The following is a 22,551-nucleotide window of genomic DNA, read 5'->3' on the forward strand; positions in this document are numbered from 1 at the left end:
TCAGCACCCCCCGATGATGAGACTCGGCGCTTTCGAGCTGCCGAATCGCCTGTTCGTCGCCCCGATGGCCGGGGTGACCGACCGGGCGTTCCGCAAGCTGTGCAAGCGCCTGGGCGCTGGCTACGCCGTGAGCGAGATGATCACGTCGCGGCCGGACCTGCGCGACTCGCGCAAGACCTCGCGCCGCGCCGACCACACCGGCGAGGGGGCGCCGATCGCGGTGCAGATCGCCGGCACCGAGCCGGCGATGATGGCCGACGCCGCGCGCCACGAGATCGACCGCGGCGCGCAGATCGTCGACATCAACATGGGCTGCCCGGCCAAGAAGGTCTGCAACAAGTGGGCGGGCTCGGCGCTGATGCAGGACGAGGCGCTGGCGCTGTCGATCGTCGAGGCCGTCGTCGGCGCCTGCGCGCCGCGCGGCGTGCCGGTGACGCTGAAGATGCGCACCGGCTGGTGCGCGGCGGAGCGCAACGCGCTGCGCCTGGCGCGGGCCGCCGAGGCCGCCGGCGTCGCGATGGTCACCGTGCACGGGCGCACCCGTGAACAGGGCTATCAGGGCGAGGCCGAGTACGACACGATCGCCGCGGTGAAGGCCGCGCTCGCCATTCCCGTCGTCGCCAACGGCGACATCGACTCGCCGGCCAAGGCCGCCGCGGTGCTCGCACGCACCGGCGCCGACGCCTTGATGATCGGCCGCGCCGCGCAGGGCCGGCCGTGGATCTTCCGCGAGATCGCGCACTACCTGGCCACCGGCACGCTGCTGGCGCCGCCGGCCACGCACGAGGTGCGCGGCTGGCTGCTCGAGCACCTCGAGGAGCACTACGCGCTGTACGGCGAGCACGCCGGCGTGCGCAGCGCGCGCAAGCACATCGGCTGGGCCGTGCGCGGCCTGCCCGGCGGCGAGGACTTCCGCGCCGCGATGAACACCATCGCCGAAGCCGGCGCGCAGTGGCGCGCCGTCGACGGCTTCTTCTCCGAACTGGCCGAACACCACCCGCAGCTGCCCTGCGCGACAGCCGCCAACGACGACCTCGCCGTCAGAAGCGCATGAGCAAGAAACACATCGACGAGTGCGTCCGCACGACGCTCGAGCAGTACTTCAAGGACCTCAAGGGGACCGAACCGCACGACATCCACGCGATGGTGCTGGCCGCCGTCGAGAAGCCGATGCTCGACGTCGTGATGCAGCACGCCGACGGCAACCAGAGCAAGGCTGCCGAGTGGCTGGGCATCAACCGCAACACGCTGCGCCGCAAACTCCTCGAACACAAGCTGATCTGAGACCACCGATGACCACCGCCCTCCTCTCCGTATCCGACAAGACCGGCATCGTCGACTTCGCGCGTGCGCTGCACGGCCTGGGCGTCAAGCTGCTGTCCACCGGCGGCACCGCCAAGCTGCTGGCCGAAGCCGGCCTGCCGGTCACCGAGGTGGCCGAGGTCACCGGCTTCCCCGAGATGCTCGACGGTCGCGTGAAGACGCTGCACCCGCGCATCCACGGCGGCCTGCTGGCGCGCCGCGACGTGCCGGCGCACATGGCGGCGCTGGCCGAACACGGCATAGCCACGATCGACCTGCTGGTCGTCAACCTCTACCCGTTCGCGCAGGCGACCGCCAAGGCCGACTGCACGCTGGCCGACGCGATCGAGAACATCGACATCGGCGGCCCGGCGATGCTGCGCGCCGCGGCCAAGAACTGGACCGACGTCGCCGTCGTCATCGACCCGGCCGACTACGAGCGTGTGCTGGCCGAGCTGGCCACCGGCGCGACGACGCGCGCCACGCGCTTCATGCTCGCCAAGAAGGTCTACGCGCACACCGCGGCCTACGACGGCATGATCACCAACTACCTGACGGCACTGGAACCCGGCGTCGAGGAGGCGCTGGAGGCCGTGCCGGCGAAGACCGAGTACCCGGCGGTCTTCAACCTGCAGCTGGCCAAGACCCAGGACCTGCGCTACGGCGAGAACCCGCACCAGAGCGCCGCCTTCTACCGCGACGCCCGGCCGGCCGAAGGCACGCTGTCGGGCTGGACGCAGCTGCAGGGCAAGGAGCTCAGCTACAACAACATCGCCGACTCCGACGCCGCCTGGGAGTGCGTGAAGACCTTCGACGTGCCGGCCTGCGTCATCGTCAAGCACGCCAACCCCTGCGGCGTGGCCGTCGGCGCCGACTGCGCCGAGGCCTATGCCAAGGCCTTCAAGACCGACCCGACCTCGGCCTTCGGCGGCATCATCGCCTTCAACCGCGAACTCGACGAGGCCGCCGCGCAGCTGGTCGTCAAGCAGTTCGTCGAGGTGCTGATCGCGCCGAAGATCACGCCGGAAGCGCGTGCGGTCTTCGCCGGCAAGCAGAACGTGCGCCTGCTCGAGGTGCCGCTGGCACGCGCGATGAACACGCTGGACTTCAAGCGTGTCGGCGGCGGCGTGCTGCTGCAGAGCCAGGACGCGAAGAACGTCGAGCCGGGCGAGCTGCGGGTCGTCACGACGCTGGCGCCGACGCCGGCGCAGATGGAAGACCTGCTGTTCGCCTGGAAGGTCGCCAAGTTCGTCAAGAGCAACGCCATCGTCTTCTGCGGCGGCGGCATGACGCTAGGTGTCGGCGCCGGCCAGATGAGCCGCATCGACAGCGCGCGCATCGCCGGCATCAAGGCCGGCAACGCCGGCCTGACGCTGCACGGCTCGGCGGTCGCCAGCGATGCCTTCTTCCCGTTCCGCGACGGCCTGGACGTCGTCGTCGACGCCGGCGCGACCTGCGTCATCCAGCCGGGCGGCTCGATGCGCGACCAGGAGGTCATAGCCGCCGCGAACGAACGCGGCATCGCGATGGTCCTGACCGGCACGCGCCACTTCCGGCATTGAGTGGAGCCCCCGGCCGCCTGGCGGCCGCCCCCCCGAGGGGGCCGAGCGGGGACGCTGCCCGTCCAGTGGACGGACAGCGCCACGCGAGGAGCCGGGCCACTGGCCCGGCGCGGCTTGCAAAGCTCCGAACCCGACCGGGAGACCCGGATCGGGTTCGGCCCGCTCCGGAGGCGCCGCTCCCCCTGACCGCCTGCGGCGGTCTGTCCCCGGGGGGACCGTGCGGGCAGCTTATCGCCTGACCATCATGACCTGTACACGCGATGCCGTGATGCGCCCGTTCGCGGCGCCTGGCCTGCACCGCTAGCATCCCGCCATGGCCTCGAAAGCCGACCTGATGGGCTTGCTGCTGACGGCGCTCGTGCGGCTGATCACCGGCGCCCAGGGGCACTGGAAAGGCTGCCCGCCGAAGGCGGAGCAGCGCATCTACTTCGCCAACCACCAGAGCCACCTGGACTGGATGCTGATCTGGGCGGCGCTGCCCAGCGACCTGCGCGCCACGACGCGCCCGATCGCCGCACGCGACTACTGGACCTCGTCGAAGTTCAAGGCCTGGCTGACGCGCGAGGTGTTCCACGCCGTCTACGTCAGCCGCCAGCGCAGCGAGGACCAGGACCCGCTGGAGCCGCTGGTCGCGGCGCTGGACCACGGCGACTCGCTGGTCATCTTCCCGGAGGGCACACGCAGCAACAAGGGGCTGCCGCAGCCGTTCAAGACCGGGCTCTACCACCTTGCCGAACAGTTCCCGAACGTGCAGCTGATCCCCGCCTGGATCGACAACGTGCAGCGCGTGATGCCCAAGGGCGAAGTGGTGCCGGTGCCGATCCTGTGCACCGTGACCTTCGGCGCGCCGATCCAGCTCGAGCCGGGCGAGGACAAGCGCGCCTTCCTCGACCGCGCCCGCGAGGCCGTCGTCGCGCTGCGCCCGCACGCCAGCTGACATGGGACATCTTCGAGCGCTCACCGTGGATCAGCAGGTCGGCCTGCTGTTCGTCATCCTGTTCGGCGCGCTGGTCGTCGTCAGCGCGGTCTCGGGGCTGGTCATGCTGCGCCGCTCCGACCAGGAGGGCAGCCACTGGCACCAGCGTGTCAAGGCCGAGCTGCGCGCGATCTGGGCCGGCGCGATCGTCTTCTGGCTGGCCTGGGTCTCCGGCGCGGTCGGCGCGACGCTGCTGTTCGCCGTCTTCTCGTTCTTCGCGCTGCGCGAGTTCATCACGCTGGCGCACACCCGGCGCAGCGACCACCGCAGCCTGATCCTCGCCTTCTTCGTGGTGCTGCCGGCGCAGTACCTGCTGGTCGGCTTCCGGACCTTCGACCTGTTCACGGTCTTCATCCCGGTCTACGTGTTCATCGCGATCCCGGTGATCAGCGCGCTGGCCGGCGACCCGGAGCGTTTCCTCGAACGCAACGCCAAGATCCAGTGGGGCGTGATGGTCTGCATCTACGGCCTCAGCCACGCCCCGGCGCTGCTGCTGCTGGAGTTCAAGAACTACGAGGGGCGCGGCGCCTTCCTCGTGTTCTTCCTGGTCGTCGTCGTCGCCACCGCGCAGCGCACGCAGGAAGGCGCGGCGCGCTGGCTGCGCCGCCGGCCGGTGGCGCGCCACATCGACCGGTCGTTCTCGTACCGCGCCTGGGCCATCGGCGCGACCACCGCCGCCATCGTCGGCGCGGCGCTGTACTGGACGACGCCGTTCAAGGCCGGCCAGGCGCTGGCGATGGCCTTCATCGCCGCTGGCGCCGGCAGCTTCGGCGACTTCGTCATGAAGGCGCTGAAGAAGGACGCCGGCGTGCCGTCCTGGGGCAACCGCAGCGCGATCACCGGCGCCGTCGGCCTGCTCGACCGTGTCGCGCCGCTGTGCTTCGCCGCGCCGGTGTTCTTCCACTCGGTGCGCTGGTACTTCCAGTTCCGCGGTTAGGCCGTGCCCGACCCCGTCTGCAGGCGGGGATTGGGCTGGCTACACTGCCGCGGGGCCGCCTTGGCGGCGGCGACCGAGGAGAAGCCGTTGATCATCCGCGTAGGCATCGTCGACGACCACGCCATCGTGCGCACCGGGCTGCGCCAGTTCCTGTCCGAGCAGGTCGACCTGCGTGTCACCGGCGAGGCCGCCAACGGCGCCGAGGCGCTGGAGCTGGTGCGCCGCGGCGACGTGGACGTGCTGCTGATGGACCTGTCGATGCCCGGGCAGAGCGGCGTCGACGCGCTGGCGGCGATCCGCGCCCGCGCTGCCGAGCTGCCGATCCTGATCCTGAGCGGCTTCCCCGAGACGCACTACGCGACGACGCTGCTGCGCCAGGGCGCCAGCGGCTACCTCAACAAGGAGTGCGACCCGGACGAGATCGTCAAGGCGATCCGCACCGTCGCGCGCGGCCGGCGCTACATCACCAGCCAGGTCGCCGAGCTGCTCGCCGACACGATGGCCGGCGGCCTGGACAAGCTGCCGCACGAGGCGCTGTCCGAACGCGAGCTGCAGGTCTTCCTGCGCCTGGCCAAGGGCGAGACGGTGGGCCACATCGCCGAGAGCATGTTCCTCAGCGTCAAGACGGTCAGCACCTACCGCACCCGGGTGCTGGAGAAGCTCAAGCTCGCCAGCAACAGCGACCTCACCTACTACGCGCTGAAGAACGGGCTGATCCAGTAGCCCGGCCGCGGCCAGGGCGTCTGAGATACTGCGCCGCCGCCCGGCGGCCCGCCCCATGCGCATACTCGGAATCGACCCCGGTCTCCAACGCACCGGCTTCGGCGTCATCGACGCCGACGGCCCGCGGCTGGCCTACGTCGCCAGCGGCGTCATCGACACCGCCGAGGCGCCGCGCGGCGACCTGCCGCAGCGCCTGAAGATCATCTTCGAGGGCGTCGCCGAGGTCGTCTCGCGCTACGAGCCGCAGGCCGCGTCGGCCGAGATCGTCTTCGTCAACACCAACCCGCAGAGCACGCTGCTGCTCGGCCAGGCGCGTGGTGCGGCGCTGGCGGCGCTGGTCTCGGCCGGGCTGCCGGTGGCCGAGTACACCGCGGTGCAGATGAAGAAGGCCGTCACCGGCCACGGTCTGGCGTCCAAGGAGCAGATCCAGGAGATGGTGCGCCGGCTGCTCGCCCTGCCCGGCGTGCCCGGCAAGGACGCCGCCGACGCGCTGGGCATCGCCATCGCGCACGCCCACGCCGGCGGCACGCTGGCCGCGCTGGCCGAGGCCACGCCGCTGGCGCGCCGCGCCCACGCCCAGTACCGCCGCGGCCGCGCCTACCGCGCCGCGCCCCACCGGAGGAGCCGATGATCCCGAACACCGCCGCAGACCCCGTCAGCACACGCTGGATCGACATCGCGCCCGGCTTCGCCGCCTACCTGGCGCTGCCGCCGGCGGGCCGCGGGCCGGCCCTGGTGCTGCTGCAGGAGATCTTCGGCGTCAACACGCACATCCGCGCCGTCGCGCGGCAGTGGGCGCTGGACGGTTTCGTCGTGCTCGCGCCCGACCTGTTCCACCGCCGCGCGCCGCGCGTCGAGCTGGCCTACTCCGGCGACGACCACGCGCAGGGCCTGGCGCTGCACCAGGGCTACACCCATGCGGAGCAGCTCGCCGACGTCGCCGCCGCGATGGCCGCGGCGCGCGCCCTGCCCGAGGTCGCCGGCCAGCGCTGCGGCGCGCTCGGCTTCTGCATGGGCGGGCGGCTGGCCTACTTCGCCGCCGCGACCGCCGGCGCCGACGCCGCGGTCGCCTACTACGGCGGCCGCATCCAGGACCACCTGGCGCTGGCGCCGCAGGTCGGCGTGCCGATCCAGTTCCACTACGCCGGCGACGACGAGTACATCCCGCCGCCGGCCGTCGACGCGGTGCGTGCCGCCTTCGCGGGCCACGCCGGCGCCGAGGTCCACGTCTACCCCGGCACGCCGCACGGCTTCAACTGCTGGGCGCGCACCAGCTACGAACCGCGTGCCGCGGCGCTGGCGCACGGGCGTGCGCTGCAGTTCCTGGCCGCGACGCTGAACGGCTGATCAGCGGCCGAGGCGCGGCTCGGCGTCGTGTTCGTCGCGCGCCAGCAGCATCAGCGTCTGCGGGCCGGCGACACCGTCGACCGCCAGGCCGCGGGCGCGCTGGAAACCGGCGATGCGCCGCGCCAGCGAGGCCGCGTCGGTGGCGGTCTCGCCGTCGAGCGCCTGCAGCCGCGCCGTCCACGCGGTGTCGGACGGCGGCCGCCACAGCGTCGTGAAGCCGCCGTGCCACCAGCGCGCCAGCTTCAGCAGCGGCACATGCTCGCGGCGCTCGGCGACCTGCAGCGTCGCCGTGTCCTCGTCCAGCGCCACCAGCAGCGCGTAACCCGGCCGGCCGCGTTCGTCGGCCAGATGCAGCAGGCCGGGACGGTCGAGCTGACGCAGCGTCGACAGCGGCACCCGGCCGCTCCAGCAGGCCAGGCCGGCCGCCGCCGCAGCCGCCGCGCAGGGATCGCCGACGACACGCCCCAGGCCCCACAGCCGTGCCAGCCGGCGCCGCGCACCGACCTCGTCGGCACCGTCGCCGCTGAACCAGGCGTAGTCGTGCACCGCCGGCAGCAAGGCCTGCGGCGGCAGCTCGGCGCGTGCCGCCAGCGGGCTCGGGGCCGCTGCCGGCAACGCCGGTGCGGCCGGCGGCAGCGTTGGCGAGGGCGGCGCGGCCACCGGGGCGATCGCCGGTGCGGCCACGGGTGCGGCCACGGGTGCGGAGGCGAACGCGGCGGGTGCGGGGGCCGCGGCCACCGTCGCGGCCGGCGCCGGAGCCGCCGGAGCCACCACGGCCGCCGGCGGCGCGGCATCGCGCCAGGACAGGGCGCCCAGCGTCGCCGCCAGCGCCAGCCCGGCCCCGGCGACGAAGGCCCAGGGCGCCACACGCGCCGGGGCGCCGCCCGACGCGGCGATCACGGCCGACGGCGGCGGCGCCGGCCGCACCGGCGGGCCGGCGACGTCGTGCGCGGCGCGTTCGAGCCGCACGACGTCGACACGCCGCTGCCCGGCCTCGGCGGCGAGCGCCAGCGCACGGTCGCAGAGCACGTTGACACGCCGCGGCACGCCGCCGCTGAAGCGGTGCACCAGGCCCAGCGCCTCGCCGTCGAACGGCAGCGCCCCCTGCAGCCCGGCCACGCGCAGCCGGTGCTCGACATAGGCCGCCGTCTGCGCCTCGGTCAGCGCGCCCAGGTGGGCGCGCACGACGATGCGCTGCGCCAGCGGCTCGAGCTCCGGGCTCGCGAGCATGCCGCGCAGCTCGGGCTGGCCGATCAGCAGCACCTGCAGCTTGCGGCCGCTGGAGTCCAGGTTGGTCAGCAGGCGCAACTGCTCCAGCACCTCGTGCGACAGCGCCTGCGCCTCGTCGATGACGATCAGCGTGCGCCGGCCCTGGGCATGGGCCAGCAGCAGGTGGCCGTGCAGCGCGTCGATCATGTCCACCGGGCCGTCGGCGGCCGGCAGCTCGACGTGCAGGTCCTCGAAGACACGGGCGATCAGCGCGTCGACGCCGAGCTTCGGGTTGACGACGCTGGCGACGTCGACGTTGGACGGCAGCTGCTCCAGGAACGTGCGCCAGAGCGTCGTCTTGCCGGCGCCGATCTCGCCGGTCAGCAGCACGAAGCTCGCGCCGCGCGCCAGACCGTAGTTCAGCAGCTCCAGCGCCTCGCGGTGCTGCTCGCTGGGGTAGAGAAACCGCGGGTCCGGCGCGATCGAGAACGGCTCGCGGGACAGCCCGAAGAAGGACTCGACGATCATGGCGCGGCGAGCATAACCGCCGCGCCGAGCGCTACAGCATCAGCGCCAGGCGCTCGAGGATCAGCACCGCGAAGAAGCCGATCGCCGCCAGCACCGTCCACTTGACGATGACGATGCCGCGCCGGCGCCAGCCGGCCTGGCCGGTGGCGATGTACATCGCGAAGCACAGCAGCCCGGCCAGCAGCAGCAGGCCGAAGACGAGGCGGAAGATCAGCATCGGCCGCGTGTCACCAGGCCGGCGCCAGCTCGGCGAAGCCGCGCGGGGCGTCGCTCTCGCGCTCGAAGCTGACGATCTCGTAGGCCGTGCTGTCGGCCAGCAGCTTGCGCAGCAGCTTGTTGTTCAGCGCGTGGCCGCCCTTGAAGGCGGTGTAGCTGGCCAGCAGCGGCTGGCCGGCGACGTGCATGTCGCCGATCGCGTCGAGGATCTTGTGCTTCACGAACTCGTCGTCGTAGCGCAGGCCGTCGGCATTGAGCACGCGGTACTCGTCGACGACGATGACGTTGTCCATGCTGCCGCCCAGGCCCAGCCCGCGCGAGCGCATCATCTCGACGTCCTTCGTGAAGCCGAAGGTGCGCGCGCGCGCGATGTCGGTCTTGTAGCGGCCGCTGCCGAAGTCGAACTCGTGGCGCTGGCCGGTGGCGTCGAGCGCCGGGTGGTGGAACTCGATCTCGAAGCTCAGCTTGTAGCCGTGGTACGGCTCCAGGCGCGCCCACTTCAGCGTCGGGCCCTCGCCTTCGCGCAGCTCGACCGGCTTCTTCACGCGCAGGAAACGCTTGGGCGCGTTCTGCAGCTGGATGCCGGCGCTCTGCAGCAGGAAGACGAAGCTCGCCGCCGAGCCGTCGAGGATCGGCACCTCCTCGGCGGTGATGTCGATGTAGACGTTGTCCAGGCCGAGACCGGCGCAGGCCGACAGCAGGTGCTCGATGGTCTGCACCTTGGGCGCGCCGGGGTCGCCGCCGGGGCTGATCGTCGTCGCCATGCGCGTGTCGCAGACGGTGTCGGGACGCACCGGGATGTCCACCGGCACCGGCAAATCGATGCGGCGGAAGACGATGCCGGTGTCCGGCGGGGCCGGGCGAAGGGTCAGCTCGACCTTCTGCCCGCTGTGGACGCCGACGCCCACGGCCCTCGTGAGGCTCTTCAGGGTGCGCTGCTGGATCATGACCGTATTGTCCCGCATGGCGCTCGCCCCGGGCCGGCGCGGGTCAACATCGCCTCGATTGGCAGAATTGATGAAATTATTGACAACGCGCGCTCAAGCCACACGCCACCCGGGCCGATACAGCCGGTAATCCCGATGGGCCTAAGAGGGCTGGCATGACTGTTTTCCGTGATCTCCGCATCGGCGTGCGCCTGGGCGCCGCCTTTGTCGCCGTGCTGCTGCTGATGGTGGCCACGCTGGCGCTGGCCGGCTGGACGATGGCCGGCATGCACGCCCGCACCGAGCACATCGCCGTCACCGAGTACCGCAAGGTGGCGCTGGTCGGCGCGGCGCTGGACAACGTGCGCGGCAGCATCGGCCGCGTGATGCAGATCGTCGGCGACACCAGCCCCGAGCGTCTGGCCAAGGCGCGTGAACGGCTGGAGGTCAACATCAAGGCCTTCGACGACGCAATGGCCGAGCTCAAGCCGCTGCTCGACGACGCCGAGGCGGTGACGCTGTTCGACAAGGCCGAGGCCACGCGCCAGCGCTACAAGCGCGAGGTCGCCGAGGTCTTCAAGACGGTGGAGAACGCCGACGAGGGCGCTGCCGCGGCGCAGCTCTTCGGCGTGACCTACGAGTCGCTGCACGCCTTCGCCGGCGCGCTGCGCGAGCTGCAGACGTTCAGCCAGACGGCGATGAAGGAAGCCACCGCCGAGGACGCTGCCGCCTACGACCGGGCGCGCGTGATGATGGTCGTCGCGGCGCTGATCGCGCTGGCCACCGGCGCGCTGCTGGCCTGGCTGATCACGCGCTCGATCACGGTGCCGCTGAATGCCGCCGTCGCCGTGGCTGACCGTGTCGCCGCCGGCGACCTGAGCAGCCGCATCCCCGAAGGCGGGCGCGACGAGACCGGCCGATTGCTGACCGCGCTGTCGCGCATGAACGCGGCGCTGGTGCAGCTCGTCGGCGAACTGCGTGGCGCCGCCGACTCGATCGCCACCAGCAGCGCCGAGATCGCCACCGGCAACGCCGACCTGAGCCGGCGCACCGAATCGCAGGCCAGCAGCCTGCAGCAGACCGCGGCGTCGATGGAGGAACTGGCGTCCACCGTGCGCAGCAACGCCGAGACGGCCGGAGAGGCCGCCCGCCTGGCTGCCGAGACCAGCACCGGCGCCGGCGCCGGCGGCGAGGCGATGCAGCGTGTCGTGGCGACGATGCAGGCCATCGGCAGCAGTTCGCAGCGCATCGGCGACATCATCGGCACCATCGACGGCATCGCCTTCCAGACCAACATCCTGGCGCTCAACGCCGCCGTCGAGGCGGCCCGCGCCGGCGAACAGGGCCGCGGCTTCGCGGTCGTGGCCGGCGAGGTGCGCCTGCTGGCCCAGCGCAGCGCCGAGGCGGCGCGCGAGATCAAGACGCTGATCGGCCAGAGCCGCGACACCGTCGAGTCGGGCAACCGGCTGGTCGCCGATGCCGGCGAGCGCATCACCACCATCGTCGCCCAGGTCGAGCGTGTCAGCACCCTGGTCGGCGAGATCGGCAACGCCAGCGCCGAGCAGCGTTCGGGCATCGACCAGGTCGGCCAGGCCGTGACGACGCTGGACGACGTGACGCAGCAGAACGCCGCGCTCGTCGAGCAGAGCGCCGCGGCCGCCGACAGCCTGCGCCGCCAGGCCGAGGCGCTGCAGACGCTGGTCGCCCGTTTCCGCCTCGAGGCGGCCTGATCAGCAGCGCAGCGCGCGCACCCAGTGCGCCGCGTCCTCGCGCAGCGCCGCCAGGTCCAGACCGGGAATGGCGTCGTCCTCGACGACGACACGCCCGGCGACGACCAGCGCCTTGAGCGGCGTGCGCCCGCCGCTGACCACCGGCGCCACCGCCCGGTCGTGCAGGCCGAAGTGGCGCGGCTCGCGCGGGTCGTAGACCGCGAAATCAGCGCCCTGCCCCACGGCCAGCGTGCCGACGCCGTCCAGCCCCAGCACCCGCGCGCCGCCGGCGGTGCCGACGTGCACCACGTCCTCGACCGTCATCGCCCCGGCATGGCCGCCGGGCTGGCCGGCGAAACGGCCCGAACGCGGGTCGGCGCGGTGCGTCAGCCAGCAGGCGTGGGCTTCGCTGAACATGTCGCAGGCTTCGTTGGACGCTGCGCCATCGACCGCCAGGCCGACCGGCACGCCGGCGGCCAGCGCCTCGGGGATGCGCGCGATGCCCGAACCCAGCCGCGCGTTGCTCTGCGGGCAGTGCGCGATGCCGGTGCCGGTCTCGGCGCAGCGGCGCAGCTCGGCGTCGTCCAGATGCACCATGTGCGCGTACCAGACGTCCGGGCCCAGCCACTCGTGGCGTTCGGCGAACTCGATCGGCGAGCAGCCGTGGTGCTCGCGTGCCCAGCGCAGGTAGTCGTCGGTCTCCGACAGATGGCTGTGCAGGCGCAGCCCCAGACCGCGCGCATGGCGCGCGATCTCGCGCAGTTCGCCCGAAGTGCAGCTGGTGTGCGGCGTCGTGATCGCGCTGACGACACGCCGCATCGCGTGCGGCGAGGGGTCGTGGAAACGCGCCGCGTCTCGTTCGACGCCCGCAAGGAACTGCTCCAGCGTCTCGGGCACGGCTTCGGGCGGGGCGTCGGCGCTGGGCAGCGTCTGGCCGCCACGGCAGAGCACGAAACGCAGGCCCAGGCGCTCGGCCTCCTCGAAGCAGACCGCCGACGGGTCGTAGTCCATGCCCGGGTAGACGTGGTACTGGTGGTCGGCCACCGTGCCGCAGCCCGACAGCGCGAGTTCGACCAGGCCGATGCGCACCGCGGTGCGGAACGCGTGCTCGTCGCGGAAGCCGGCGCGGTACGGCACCGTCACCGCGCCCAGCCAGGGCACGAGCGGCAGGTTGATGGCCTCGGGGATGGCCTTCAGCAGGCTCTGGAACAGGTGGTGGTGGGTGTTGACCCAGGCCGGGTAGACGATGCAGCCGGCGGCGTCGAGCACACGTTCGCCGGGCTCGGCGGCCAGCGTGCCGATGGCGGCGACGCGGCCGGCGCGCACACGCAGGTCCACCGGCCCGCGCACGCGCATCGCGTCGCGGCGGCCGGTCCACAGTTCGGCGGCGCCGCGGACGAGGAAGTCGGTCATGGGGAGGAGGCAGGGACGGGAATACGGCCGCGAGTATCCGCCCGCCGCGCCGTCCGCCCCGTGCGCCAGCTCAGCCGGGCAGCGTGGTGCGGCGATACATCTCGGCCAGGTGCTCGCCGGCGGTGATCGGCGCGTAGCGCGCCGGGTGCGCGGCGTCGACGCAGGTTGGCAGCGGCGCGACCAGCGCGTCGGCGTCGAGGTCGAAGAAGTAGGCGATCGACCAGCGCTCGATGCCGACGCGGCGCGGCACGACGCGGTGCATCGTCGAGCGCCAGCGGTCGTTGGTCCAGCGCCGCGTCATGTCGCCGATGTTGACGACGAAGGCGCCGGGCACCGGCTCGACGTCGAGCCAGCGGCCGTCGGCGCGCTGCACCTGCAGGCCGCCGGCGTCGTCCTGCGCCAGCAGCGTCAGCGCACCCCAGTCGGTGTGTGCGCCGCAGCCGAGCTGCCCGGGCAGCACGACGGCCGGCGCCGGCGGGTAGTGCAGCAGACGGGTGACGCAGTTCGGGCGCCGCGTGTACACGTCGAAGTGGCGCGGCGGCAGCGACAGCGCCAGCTCGAACAGCCCCATCATGCGCGCCGCCAGCGTGCGCAGCGCCGCCGCGTAGGCGTCGAGCGCGGCGCGGAAGCCCGGCACCAGCGCCTCGTCGGGCCACTGGTTCGGGCCCAGCGCCTCGACACCGAGGTAGAAGCTCTCCTTCAGGTCGGCCGGGCGGTTGGGGTCCAGCGCCTGCCAGCCCACCGGGTCGAAGCCGCGGTGCAGCGGCCAGCGGTCGATGTGCCAGCGGCACTTGACGGCCTCGGGCAGCGCGAAGAAGCGCCGGCTGGCGTCGAAGGCCGCGGCGACGACGTCGGCCGGCACGCCGTGGCCGGTGACGGCGACGAAGCCGTCGGCGCGCAGCGCGTCGTCCAGGCGGCGCGCCAGCTCGGCCGGCGGCGCGGATTCGAGGTCCAGCAACAGGATCGTCATCGCCTCTCCGGTGTCAGAACTGCACGAAGCTCAGCCCCAGGCCGACGCTGTTCTGGCGGAAGTTGTAATCGGTCAGCGTCTCGCCGTAGCCGCTGAACAGCTGGAAGTACCAGCGCAATCCGTTCGGCTGGTCGGAGAACACCGGGTAGGTGTAGTCGAACTGGAAGGCGCCGGTGCGGCCCTCCTTCAGCGTCGTGCGGTACAGCAGCGACGCGGCGTGCGGCCCCGAGGCCCAGCCGAGCGTGAAGTCGGCGCGGCCGCGGTAATGCACCAGATCGGGGTTGTCGTCGTCGGCACGCGACTCCGACAGCCGGTGGGCGATGCGCGCCTGCAGCGTCCACGGCCCGCGCTCCAAGCCGGCGCCGAGATAGGTGCGGTTCCAGCTGCGCGACAGCGGGTCGCTCTGGCCGTTGGACTGGTGCGCCAGGCCGAGTTCGGTGAAGCGCCAGCGCCAGCCCAGCGGCAAGCGCTGCAGCCCCTGCGGCGTCGGCACCATGTAGATCAGCTCGGGCTCGTAGTCGGCGTTGCGGAAGGGCTTGGAGTCGGTGGTGTTCCAGATCTGCCACAGCACCTGCTGGGTGTAGCCGAACCACAGGTCGGCGTCGGGCAGCAGCAGCCCCTGCGCCAGCTTGGCGCGCACCGACAGCTGGAACTTGGCCTCGACGTTGCGGTAGTTGGGCTGGTCGAGCTCGGGCTGGGTCGGCGTCTTCGGACGCCGGTTGATGCGGTCGGTGTAGTGCACCGGCATCACGTAGCTCGGCCGGTAGCCGGTGAAGTTGAAGATGCCGCGCTTGTCGGCGCGGTCGAGCTCCCAGAAGCGCGACAGCAGGCTGGTCTCGCGCGGTTCGGCCGGGTCGGCGACCGGCGCTCCGCGTGCGGCCAGCAGCGTCGGCGGCGCCTCGGCGGCCGGCGGCGGCGCCACCGGCGCGCGGCCGGCGAGGCGGTCGTAGCAGGCCAGGCGGTCGGGGGCGGCGGCGATCTCGACGCAGGCGGCCAGGCGCGCGTCGGGCGTCTGGGCGACGGCGGCGGCACAGGCGCAGAGCAGCGGCACGGGCAGGAGGCGGACGGACATGGACGGTCAGGCGAGGTGTCGAGGCGGCGCAGCTTAAAGCCCGCGCGGCATGCCGGCGACGGCGCATGCAAGGCCGGGGCCATGGCCGCCGGCGCCGCGATCGTGCGTGCGGTGCGGGCGCCTCAGCCGGAGGCGGCCGGCCGCAGCGGCACGCGGGTCTCGAACTTCGAGCAGTGCATCGCGAAGGTGCTCTTGAAGTTGCGCACGTTGTGGTGCGACGCGAAGGCGGCGCGCGTGAACGCGTGGTACTCCTGCATCGACGCCGCGGTGACGACGAGCAGGAAGTCGAACTCGCCCGAGACCTCGTAACAGGCCTGCACCGCCGGCTCGGCGGCCATGCGCTGCTCGAACTGGCGCAGCAGCGCATCGTTCTGGCGGTCCAGCTCGACCGAGACGAAAGCCGTCAGCGGCCGGCCGACCCGCTGGCGGTCGACGATCGCCACCTGGCGCAGCAGCACGCCCGAGGCGCGCATCGCGGCGATGCGGCGCTGGCAGGTCGCCGGCGACGAGCCGACCTTGGCCGCCAAGCTGCGCATCGGCAGCGTCGCGTCGTCCTGCAGCAGGTCGAGCAGGCGCAGGTCGAGCGCGTCCAGCGCGACGGCAGCGGTGTTCGTCTCGTCAGGCAGCGGTTTCATGAGACGACGATAGCAGCGAGGCACGCTGAATCGAGCTTCTGTCCCGCCGCGGCGCCCCAACAATGACGGCCACCGCTGCCACCGCCGCACGCCGATGGACCTCGCCACACCCGCCCCCGACGCCGAAACCACCTGGCGCCGCTGGCGCCACGACTTCCACCGCTTCCCCGAGACCGGCTTCGACGAACACCGCAGCGCCGAGCGTGTCGCGCAGGTGCTCTCGCTGCTGGGCCTCGAGGTCGAACGCGGCATCGGCGGCACCGGCGTCGTCGGCACGCTACGCCGCGGCCACGGGCCGGGCATCGTCGCGCTGCGCGCCGACATGGACGCGCTGGCGATCACCGAGCACGCGCCGGGCCGTGACTACGCGTCGCAACACGCCGGCCGCATGCACGCCTGCGGCCACGACGGCCACATGGCGATGCTGCTGGCGGCGGCGCAGTTGCTCGCCGAAGGCGGCGGCTTCGACGGCACGGTGCGTTTCGTCTTCCAGCCCGCCGAGGAGCACGGCCGCGGCGCCGCGGCGATGCTGGCCGACGGGCTGCTGGATCGCTTCCCGTTCGACGAGATCTACGGCGTGCACAACATGCCGGGGCTGCCGGCCGGGCGAATCGCCACGCGGGTCGGCGGCCTGATGGCCAGCGAGGACAACTTCGTCATCCGCGTGCACGGCCGCGGCGGCCACGCGGCGCGGCCGCATCAGCTGGTCGACCCGCTCGTCGTCGGCGCCGAGATCGTGCTGGCGCTGCAGACCGTCGTCGCACGATCGGTGGACCCGCAGCAGCCGGCGGTGCTGTCGTGCACCGAGTTCCACACCGACGGCATCCGCAACGCGGTGCCGTCCGAGGTGGTGATCAAAGGCGACACGCGCAGCTACGCGCCGGAGGTCCAGGCGCTGCTGGAGCGCCGCATCCGCGAGCTGGCCGACGGCATCGCGCAGGCCCACGGCGCACGCTGCGAGGTCGAGTACACGCACGAGTTCGCGCCGACGATCAACCACGCCGCGCCGGTGGCCGCGGCGCTGGAAGCCGCGCGCCGCGTCGTCGCGGCCGCACAGATCGACGACGACACGCCGCCGGTGATGGCGTCCGAGGACTTCGGCCGTTTCCTGCTGCACCGCCCCGGCGCTTTCGTCTTCCTGGGCAACGGCGCCGGCAGCGAACCCGGCGCGACACCGCTGCACAACGCCGGCTACGACTTCAACGACGCGCTGCTGCCCGTCGGCGCACGCTGGTTCGCCGAACTGGTGCGCCTGCGCCTGCCCGCCCACGCCTCCGAGACCCGCCCGTGATCGTCCACAACCCGCAGGCCACGCGCCGCCCTTACGACGCCGAACTCGCCGCCCTGCTGAACGCCGACGCCGCCCGCGCCGCCCGCGAAGCGCTGGCCCACTGGCCGCTGCTGGCGCGCCAGCCGACACCGCTGTGGCCCCTGCCCGGCCGCGCCACCGCGCTGGGCCTGGCCGCCGTCGACCTGAAGGACGAGAGCCGGCGTTCGCCGCTGGCGAGCTTCAAGGCGCTGGGCGCGCCGTATGCGCTGCTGCGCCTGGTGCAGCGCCGCTTCGGCGGCACCGGGTGGAGCGCCGCCGACCTGTTCGCCGGACGACACGCCGCCGCACTGGCCGGCTTCACCGTCATCGCCGCGACCGACGGCAACCACGGCCGAGCACTCGCCGCGGCGGCGCAGAGCCTGGGCTGCCGCTGCGTCATCGTGCTGCACGCCCTGGTGAGCCGCGAGCGTGAAGACGCGATCGCCGCCTTCGGCGCCGAGATCGTGCGCATCGCCGGCGACTACGACGATTCGGTCGTCGAAGCCGCGCGGCTGGCCGCGGCCAACGGCTGGGAGGTCGTCTCCGACACCTCGTACGAAGGCTACGAGGCCGTGCCGCGCGACGTGATGCAGGGCTACGCCGTCATCGCCGACGAAGTGCTGGAACTGGTCGACACGCCCTACACCCACGTCGTGCTGCAAGGCGGCGTCGGCGGGCTGGCCGCGGGCATCGTCAGCCGGCTGTGGCAAGCCGCCGGTGCGGCGCGGCCGCGGTTCATCGTCGTCGAGCCCGAGCAGGCCGACTGCCTGCTGCAGAGCGCGCTCGCCGGCCGCGCGGTGCGCGCCAGCGGCAGCACCGACTCGCTGATGGCCGGGCTGGCTTGCGGCGAACCGTCGCCGCTGGCCTGGCGTTTCCTCGCGCCGGCGGTCGACACCTTCATGACCGTGCCCGACGAGGCCGCCGCGCAGGCGATGCGCGAGCTGGCCGACGGCGCGCACGGCGACCTGCCGCTGGTCGGCGGCGAGTCGGGTGTCGCCGGGCTGGCGGCGCTGCAGGCGCTGTGCGCCGACCCGGCGGTGCGTGAGCGGCTGGGGCTGGACCGCCACGCCCGTGTGCTGCTGATCAACAGCGAAGGTGCGACCGCGCCGGGTGTCTACGCCGGGCTCGTCGGCCGCGATGCGCACGAGGTGCTCGCCGCGCAGCAGGAACGTCTGGTGCGCGACGGCATCGCCGCCGACCGTCTCGTGGCGCGGCTGGCCGAACACGCCGAGATCGGCGCCACGCCCGACGGCGGCGTCTGCCGCCTGGCGCTGAGCGACGCCGACCGCGACGGCCGCGACCGCCTCGTCGCTTGGATGCGGGAGCTCGGGCTGACGGTGCAGGTCGACCGCATCGGCAACGTCTTCGGCACGCGCGCCGGCAGCGAACCCGGCGCGGCGCCGGTGATGACCGGCTCGCACCTCGACACGGTGGCCACCGGCGGGCGTTACGACGGCGTCTACGGCGTGATGGCGGCGCTCGAAGCCGTGCGCCGGCTCGACGAGCTGGGCATCACGACGCGCCGGCCGATCGTCGTCGCCGCCTTCACCAACGAGGAAGGCGTGCGCTACCAGCCCGACATGATGGGTTCGCTGGTGCACGCCGGCGGCCTGGCACTGCCCGACGCGCTGGACACCGTCGGCATCGACGGCACGCGCCTGGGCGACGAGCTCGCGCGCATCGGCTACGCCGGCGATCTGGATGTCGGCACGATCCGCCCGCACGCCTTCGTCGAGCTGCACATCGAGCAGGGGCCGGTGCTGGAAGCTGAAGGTGTAGCCATCGGCGCCGTCGCCGACCTGCAGGGCATCTCCTGGCAGGAGATCACCGTCGAGGGCCAGTCCAACCACGCCGGCACGACGCCGATGCGGCTGCGCCGCGACGCCGGCGCCGCGGCGGCCGAGATCGTGGTCTTCGTGCGTGAGCTGGCGCTGCGTCTCGGCGAGCCCCAGGTCGCCACCGTCGGCCGGCTGCGCCTGCACCCGGACCTGATCAACGTGATCCCGGCGCGTGCGACGCTGACGGTGGACCTGCGCCACACCGACGAAGCCAAGCTGCAGCAGGCCGAAGCCGAACTCGCGGCGTTTCTCGAACGCCTGGCGGCCGAACGCGGCCTGACGGTGAAGTCGCGCCGGCTGGCGCGTTTCGAGCCGGTGGTCTTCGACCAGCGCCTGGTGCGCACGATCGAAGCCGCCGCCGCGGCGCGCGGTTACGGCGTGCGCCGCATGACCTCCGGCGCCGGCCACGACGCGCAGATGATGGCGCGCATCGGCCCGGCGGCGATGATCTTCGTGCCCAGCGCCGGCGGCCTGAGCCACAACCCGCGTGAACACACGCCGGCCGGGCAGCTCGCGCAGGGTGCGAACGTGCTGCTCGACGTGCTGCGGCGGCTGGCCGGCTGATGCCGGCCAGCGCGCGCGATCAGGCCGTCACGGCCTGGATCGCGGTCAGCGCGATCGTGTAGACGATGTCGTCGACGAGCGCGCCGCGCGACAGGTCGTTCACCGGCTTGCGCAGGCCCTGCAGCATCGGGCCGACCGAGACCACGCCGGCCGAGCGCTGCACCGCCTTGTAGGTCGTGTTGCCGGTGTTGAGGTCCGGGAACACGAACACGTTGGCGCGGCCGGCCACCGGCGAGTTCGGGGCCTTCTGGCGGCCCACGCTCTCCACCGAGGCGGCGTCGTACTGCATCGGGCCGTCGATGGCCAGCTGCGGGCGGCGCTCGCGCACGATGCGCGTCGCCTCGCGGACCTTGTCGACGTCGGCGCCGGTGCCCGACGACCCCGTCGAGTACGAGATCATCGCCACACGCGGCTCGATGCCGAAGGCGGCGGCGCTGTCGGCCGACTGCATCGCGATCTCGGCCAGCTCCTCGGCGCTCGGGTCGGGGTTGATCGCGCAGTCGCCGTAGACCAGCACCTGGTCGGGCATCAGCATGAAGAACACCGACGAGACGATCGACGAACCCGGCGCGGTCTTGATCAGCTGCAGCGCCGGGCGCACCGTGCTCGCCGTCGTGTGCACCGCACCCGAGACGAGGCCGTCGACGTCGCCGGTGGCCAGCATCATCGTGCCGAGCACGACGGTGTCCTCCAGCTGCATCGCCGCCTGGCCCGGGGTCAGGCCCTTGGACTTGCGCAGCTCGACCATCGGCGCGACGTAGCGCTCGCGCACCACGTCCGGGTCGAGGATCTCGACCGTGTCGGGCAACTCGATGCCGTGCAGCGTGGCCGCGGCGCGCACCGCGTCGGGCGCGCCCAGCAGCACGCAGCGCGCGATGCCCTTGCGCGCGCAGATCGCGGCGGCGGCCAGCGTGCGCGGCTCGTCGCCCTCGGGCAGCACGATGCGCTTGTGCGCCGCACGCGCCTCGCGGATCAGCGCGTGGCGGAACATCGGCGGCGTCATCGTCGCCGAGCGCGGCACCGCCGCGGCCACGGCCAGCACCGAGACGTCGAGGTGGTCGGCGGCGTGCTCGACCAGGCGCTCCATGCGCTCCAGGTCGTCGGGGCGCACGCGCCGGTCGAGGCTGGCCAGGCGGGTGGCGGCCTCGAAGGTCTGCAGCTCGGTGCGCAGGATGTTCAGGCCGGCGCGGCGCGGCTCGAGGAAGCTCTTCAGCTCGGGCGCGAGCTGCTCGCCGCAGGTCAGCAGCACGCCGGCGATCGGCATGCCGGTGGCCTTGGCGAAGCTGGTGGTCAGCACGACGTCGGCGCGGTCGCCCGGCGTGACGACCAGCGTGCCCGGGCCCAGGCGCACGACAAGGTGCTCGGGGCTGCGCGCCGCGACGACGACGTTCTGCAGCCGCGCGCCGGCCAGGTCGCCGGCCTCGACGATCTCGAAGCCCAGCTCCTCGACGACGTCGGCCATGCGCGGCGCGGCCAGCGACGGCTCGTCGGGCACGACGCCGAGCACCGGCGCGGCGGTGTCGGGCACCTCGTCCAGCCCGGCCGGGGCGCGCGAGACGACGACGCCCATCGGCGCCGCGCCGTCGCGGCCGAAGCGGTGGGTGACGTCGGCGATGCGGTCGGCCAGCGTCGGGCCGCCGTCGACGCTGCCCGGCACCACCGGCACGATCTCGGCGCGCAGCGCCTTGGCGACGGCCAGGTCCAGGTCGGCGACGAGCGGGTGGCCGTCGTCCAGCGTCGCGCCTTCGACGACGACGACGTCGGCCGTCTCGGCCACGGCGTGCACCAGCGCGACGACGTCCTCGAGCAGGGTGTCGAGTTCGCCGGAGCGTGTCATCGCCTCGGCGGTGTCCATCGGCAGCGCGGCCGGCGTGTCCAGGCCGAACAGGCGGCGCGCGAAGCCGACCGAACGGTCCTCGCCGTCGCGGCCGACGCCGGGGTCGGCGATCGGCTTGACGAAGCCGGCGCGCACGCCGGCGGCCTGCAGCGCGCGCACGAAACCGAGCGCGACCGAGGACACGCCGACGCCCGGGGCGGTCGGCACGACATAGACCAGGCGGGTATGGCGGGGGCTCTGCATCACGCCACCTCCGCAGCCGAGGCCGACAGGCCGAAGGCGATGGCCGCCGTGTCGCGCGCGATCGTGCCCTCCTCGTCGGTGGGCACGACGATCGCCGCCGGCCGGTGCGAGCGGCTGATGACGGCGCAGGCGCCGCCGCGCGTGACGTCGTTGCGTTCGGGGTCGAGGTCCAGGCCGAAGATCGCCAGGCGCTCGAGCACCTTGGCGCGCACGTGGGCCGAGTTCTCGCCGATGCCGCCGGTGAAGACCAGCGCGTCCAGGCGCGGCAGCGACGCGGCCAGCGCGCCGACGGTGCGCGCGATGCGGTAGCAGAACACGTCCAGCGCGATCTGCGCGCCCTCGTGGCCGGCGGCCGCGGCCTGCTCCAGCGTGCGGCAGTCGTTGGACAGCTCGGACAGGCCCAGCAGGCCGCTCTTCTTGTTGATCATCGTGTCGACGGCGTCGAGGTCGAGCCCGGCGCGGCGGGCGATGTACAGCAGCGCGCCGGCGTCGACGTCGCCGCAGCGCGTGCCCATGACGAGGCCCTCGACCGGCGTCAGCCCCATCGAGGTGTCGACGCTGCGGCCGTTGCGCACCGCGGTGGCCGAGGCGCCGTTGCCCAGGTGCAGCACGACGAGCGCGTTGTCGGTCGGGTCGAGCTCCAGGCGCTCGATGGCGCGCTGCGACACGCAGCGGTGCGAGGTGCCGTGGAAGCCGTAGCGGCGCACGCCGTAGTCGCGGCGGTACTGCTGCGGCAGCGCGTAGAGGTAGGCCTCGGGCGCCATCGTCTGGTGGAAGGCGGTGTCGAACACCGCCACCTGGCGCGCCGCCGGCAGCGCGGCCATCGCCGCGCGGATGCCGATCAGGTTGGCCGGGTTGTGCAGCGGCGCCAGCTCGGCGCAGGCCTCGATGTCGGCCAGCACTTCGGCGCTGACCTCGGCCGACTGCGTGAAACGTTCGCCGCCGTGCACGACGCGGTGGCCGACGGCGGCCACACGTTCGAGCAGGCCGCGAGCGGCCAGGAAGGCGAGCAGCGCGTCCAGCGCCTCGCGGTGGCCGCCGCCGGCCAGCGGCGTGACGGTGCGTTCGCCGTCGGCGTCGAAACGGATGCGCGCGTCAGGCGAGTCCAGGCACTCGGCCAGGCCGCCGAGCAGGGCTTCGGGTTCGCGCGGGTCGTAGAGCGCGAACTTCAGGGACGAGGAGCCGCAGTTCACGACCAGGGTGAGCGGCGAGGAGATGGGCATCGGAAGTCTTTC

Annotated in this window: 20 protein-coding genes and 1 pseudogene; 12 read left to right on the forward strand and 9 right to left on the reverse strand. The window is 73.0% G+C overall.

Annotated elements, in window-relative coordinates; genetic code table 11:
• Window positions 1–16 precede the first annotated feature (16 nt).
• From dusB to G5B56_RS12090, 8 genes are all read left to right on the forward strand, one after another.
• Window positions 17–1,054: a tRNA dihydrouridine synthase DusB gene (gene dusB, locus G5B56_RS12055; RefSeq protein WP_164963417.1), complete on the forward strand. Its 1,038-nt coding sequence runs from the start codon at window positions 17–19 to the stop codon at window positions 1,052–1,054.
• Window positions 1,051–1,284, forward strand: a complete 234-nt coding sequence (locus tag G5B56_RS12060) for a Fis family transcriptional regulator (protein WP_009856591.1) — start codon at window positions 1,051–1,053, stop codon at window positions 1,282–1,284. The genes dusB and G5B56_RS12060 overlap by 4 nt, the downstream gene beginning before the upstream one ends.
• 8 nt (window positions 1,285–1,292) lie before the next feature.
• Window positions 1,293–2,864, forward strand: coding sequence for a bifunctional phosphoribosylaminoimidazolecarboxamide formyltransferase/IMP cyclohydrolase (purH, locus tag G5B56_RS12065; RefSeq protein WP_164963347.1), 1,572 nt, complete (start codon window positions 1,293–1,295; stop codon window positions 2,862–2,864).
• Window positions 2,865–3,177: 313 nt separating this feature from the next.
• On the forward strand, window positions 3,178–3,801 hold the full coding sequence (locus tag G5B56_RS12070) for a 1-acyl-sn-glycerol-3-phosphate acyltransferase (RefSeq protein WP_164963348.1): 624 nt from the start codon (window positions 3,178–3,180) through the stop codon (window positions 3,799–3,801).
• 1 nt (window position 3,802) lies between these two features.
• Window positions 3,803–4,777: a phosphatidate cytidylyltransferase gene (locus tag G5B56_RS12075; protein ID WP_164963349.1), complete on the forward strand. Its 975-nt coding sequence runs from the start codon at window positions 3,803–3,805 to the stop codon at window positions 4,775–4,777.
• A gap of 90 nt (window positions 4,778–4,867) precedes the next feature.
• Window positions 4,868–5,500 (forward strand): response regulator transcription factor, encoded by a 633-nt coding sequence (locus G5B56_RS12080; RefSeq protein WP_029718665.1) that lies wholly within the window; start codon window positions 4,868–4,870, stop codon window positions 5,498–5,500.
• Window positions 5,501–5,555: 55 nt separating this feature from the next.
• Entirely contained in the window at window positions 5,556–6,131 is a 576-nt protein-coding gene (gene ruvC / locus G5B56_RS12085; protein ID WP_009856586.1) for a crossover junction endodeoxyribonuclease RuvC, read from the forward strand.
• Window positions 6,128–6,847, forward strand: a complete 720-nt coding sequence (locus G5B56_RS12090) for a dienelactone hydrolase family protein (protein WP_009856585.1) — start codon at window positions 6,128–6,130, stop codon at window positions 6,845–6,847. The genes ruvC and G5B56_RS12090 overlap by 4 nt, the downstream gene beginning before the upstream one ends.
• Here G5B56_RS12090 and G5B56_RS12095 read toward each other — a convergent pair whose 3' ends face one another.
• Genes G5B56_RS12095 through lpxC form a run of 3 tightly spaced genes read right to left on the reverse strand, consistent with a single transcriptional unit; the run spans window position 6,848 to window position 9,747 of the window.
• Window positions 6,848–8,584, reverse strand: coding sequence for an ExeA family protein (locus tag G5B56_RS12095; protein ID WP_240920801.1), 1,737 nt, complete (start codon window positions 8,582–8,584; stop codon window positions 6,848–6,850).
• A 31-nt stretch (window positions 8,585–8,615) separates the two neighbouring features.
• Window positions 8,616–8,801 carry a hypothetical protein gene (locus G5B56_RS12100; protein WP_014427223.1) on the reverse strand — a complete coding sequence of 62 codons (186 nt, stop codon included), beginning with the start codon at window positions 8,799–8,801 and terminating at the stop codon, window positions 8,616–8,618.
• A gap of 10 nt (window positions 8,802–8,811) precedes the next feature.
• A complete protein-coding gene (lpxC, locus tag G5B56_RS12105; RefSeq protein ID WP_009855944.1) occupies window positions 8,812–9,747 on the reverse strand; it encodes a UDP-3-O-acyl-N-acetylglucosamine deacetylase in 936 nt (311 codons plus the stop codon).
• 155 nt (window positions 9,748–9,902) lie between these two features.
• Between lpxC and G5B56_RS20085 the strand changes: the two genes are divergently transcribed.
• Window positions 9,903–11,456 carry a methyl-accepting chemotaxis protein gene (locus G5B56_RS20085; RefSeq protein WP_164963350.1) on the forward strand — a complete coding sequence of 518 codons (1,554 nt, stop codon included), beginning with the start codon at window positions 9,903–9,905 and terminating at the stop codon, window positions 11,454–11,456.
• Here the strand turns inward: G5B56_RS20085 and G5B56_RS12115 are convergent, their stop codons facing one another.
• From G5B56_RS12115 to G5B56_RS12130, 4 genes are all read right to left on the reverse strand, one after another.
• Window positions 11,457–12,848, reverse strand: coding sequence for an amidohydrolase family protein (locus G5B56_RS12115; protein ID WP_164963351.1), 1,392 nt, complete (start codon window positions 12,846–12,848; stop codon window positions 11,457–11,459).
• Window positions 12,849–12,918: 70 nt separating this feature from the next.
• The gene (locus G5B56_RS12120) at window positions 12,919–13,818 is read right to left on the reverse strand and encodes an isopenicillin N synthase family oxygenase (protein WP_164963352.1); all 900 of its coding nucleotides are present in this window, start codon (window positions 13,816–13,818) and stop codon (window positions 12,919–12,921) included.
• 13 nt (window positions 13,819–13,831) lie between these two features.
• Window positions 13,832–14,890, reverse strand: a complete 1,059-nt coding sequence (locus G5B56_RS12125; RefSeq protein WP_164963353.1) for a phospholipase A — start codon at window positions 14,888–14,890, stop codon at window positions 13,832–13,834.
• A 122-nt stretch (window positions 14,891–15,012) separates the two neighbouring features.
• Window positions 15,013–15,525 (reverse strand): Lrp/AsnC family transcriptional regulator, encoded by a 513-nt coding sequence (locus G5B56_RS12130; protein WP_164963354.1) that lies wholly within the window; start codon window positions 15,523–15,525, stop codon window positions 15,013–15,015.
• A 94-nt stretch (window positions 15,526–15,619) separates the two neighbouring features.
• Here G5B56_RS12130 and G5B56_RS12135 point away from each other — a divergent pair, with 94 nt between their 5' ends.
• From G5B56_RS12135 to G5B56_RS19890, 3 genes and pseudogenes are all read left to right on the forward strand, one after another.
• Window positions 15,620–16,816: an amidohydrolase gene (locus tag G5B56_RS12135; protein ID WP_164963355.1), complete on the forward strand. Its 1,197-nt coding sequence runs from the start codon at window positions 15,620–15,622 to the stop codon at window positions 16,814–16,816.
• A pseudogene (locus tag G5B56_RS19885) lies at window positions 16,813–17,973 on the forward strand (diaminopropionate ammonia-lyase); the annotation flags it as partial. The gene G5B56_RS12135 and the pseudogene G5B56_RS19885, both read left to right, overlap by 4 nt.
• A 33-nt stretch (window positions 17,974–18,006) precedes the next feature.
• On the forward strand, window positions 18,007–19,236 hold the full coding sequence (locus tag G5B56_RS19890) for a M20 family metallo-hydrolase (RefSeq protein ID WP_240920804.1): 1,230 nt from the start codon (window positions 18,007–18,009) through the stop codon (window positions 19,234–19,236).
• Between the two features lie 19 nt (window positions 19,237–19,255).
• Here G5B56_RS19890 and pta read toward each other — a convergent pair whose 3' ends face one another.
• Window positions 19,256–21,316, reverse strand: a complete 2,061-nt coding sequence (gene pta / locus G5B56_RS12145; RefSeq protein ID WP_009855319.1) for a phosphate acetyltransferase — start codon at window positions 21,314–21,316, stop codon at window positions 19,256–19,258.
• Complete coding sequence (locus G5B56_RS12150; protein WP_164963357.1) at window positions 21,316–22,539, reverse strand: acetate/propionate family kinase; 1,224 nt, start codon at window positions 22,537–22,539, stop codon at window positions 21,316–21,318. Before G5B56_RS12150 ends, pta begins: the two co-directional genes overlap by 1 nt.
• Between the last annotated feature and the right edge of the window lie 12 nt (window positions 22,540–22,551).

Origin of the sequence: Rubrivivax sp. JA1026 (genome assembly GCF_011065555.1) — a bacterium.
Taxonomy (GTDB): Bacteria; Pseudomonadota; Gammaproteobacteria; order Burkholderiales; family Burkholderiaceae_C; genus Rubrivivax; species Rubrivivax benzoatilyticus.

What these genes read in the sequence shown, in the direction of transcription:
- ruvC (WP_009856586.1), top strand. Translation starts at nt 5,556, where the DNA reads ATGCGCATACTCGGAATCGACCCCGGTCTCCAACGCACCGGCTTCGGC.
- G5B56_RS12135 (WP_164963355.1), top strand. Translation starts at nt 15,620, where the DNA reads ATGGACCTCGCCACACCCGCCCCCGACGCCGAAACCACCTGGCGCCGC.
- G5B56_RS12130 (WP_164963354.1), bottom strand. Translation starts at nt 15,525, where the DNA reads ATGAAACCGCTGCCTGACGAGACGAACACCGCTGCCGTCGCGCTGGAC.
- purH (WP_164963347.1), top strand. Translation starts at nt 1,293, where the DNA reads ATGACCACCGCCCTCCTCTCCGTATCCGACAAGACCGGCATCGTCGAC.
- dusB (WP_164963417.1), top strand. Translation starts at nt 17, where the DNA reads ATGAGACTCGGCGCTTTCGAGCTGCCGAATCGCCTGTTCGTCGCCCCG.
- lpxC (WP_009855944.1), bottom strand. Translation starts at nt 9,747, where the DNA reads ATGATCCAGCAGCGCACCCTGAAGAGCCTCACGAGGGCCGTGGGCGTC.
- G5B56_RS12070 (WP_164963348.1), top strand. Translation starts at nt 3,178, where the DNA reads ATGGCCTCGAAAGCCGACCTGATGGGCTTGCTGCTGACGGCGCTCGTG.
- G5B56_RS12095 (WP_240920801.1), bottom strand. Translation starts at nt 8,584, where the DNA reads ATGATCGTCGAGTCCTTCTTCGGGCTGTCCCGCGAGCCGTTCTCGATC.
- G5B56_RS12115 (WP_164963351.1), bottom strand. Translation starts at nt 12,848, where the DNA reads ATGACCGACTTCCTCGTCCGCGGCGCCGCCGAACTGTGGACCGGCCGC.
- G5B56_RS12150 (WP_164963357.1), bottom strand. Translation starts at nt 22,539, where the DNA reads ATGCCCATCTCCTCGCCGCTCACCCTGGTCGTGAACTGCGGCTCCTCG.
- G5B56_RS12100 (WP_014427223.1), bottom strand. Translation starts at nt 8,801, where the DNA reads ATGCTGATCTTCCGCCTCGTCTTCGGCCTGCTGCTGCTGGCCGGGCTG.
- G5B56_RS12090 (WP_009856585.1), top strand. Translation starts at nt 6,128, where the DNA reads ATGATCCCGAACACCGCCGCAGACCCCGTCAGCACACGCTGGATCGAC.
- G5B56_RS12075 (WP_164963349.1), top strand. Translation starts at nt 3,803, where the DNA reads ATGGGACATCTTCGAGCGCTCACCGTGGATCAGCAGGTCGGCCTGCTG.
- G5B56_RS12120 (WP_164963352.1), bottom strand. Translation starts at nt 13,818, where the DNA reads ATGACGATCCTGTTGCTGGACCTCGAATCCGCGCCGCCGGCCGAGCTG.
- G5B56_RS12125 (WP_164963353.1), bottom strand. Translation starts at nt 14,890, where the DNA reads ATGTCCGTCCGCCTCCTGCCCGTGCCGCTGCTCTGCGCCTGTGCCGCC.
- G5B56_RS20085 (WP_164963350.1), top strand. Translation starts at nt 9,903, where the DNA reads ATGACTGTTTTCCGTGATCTCCGCATCGGCGTGCGCCTGGGCGCCGCC.
- G5B56_RS12060 (WP_009856591.1), top strand. Translation starts at nt 1,051, where the DNA reads ATGAGCAAGAAACACATCGACGAGTGCGTCCGCACGACGCTCGAGCAG.
- pta (WP_009855319.1), bottom strand. Translation starts at nt 21,316, where the DNA reads ATGCAGAGCCCCCGCCATACCCGCCTGGTCTATGTCGTGCCGACCGCC.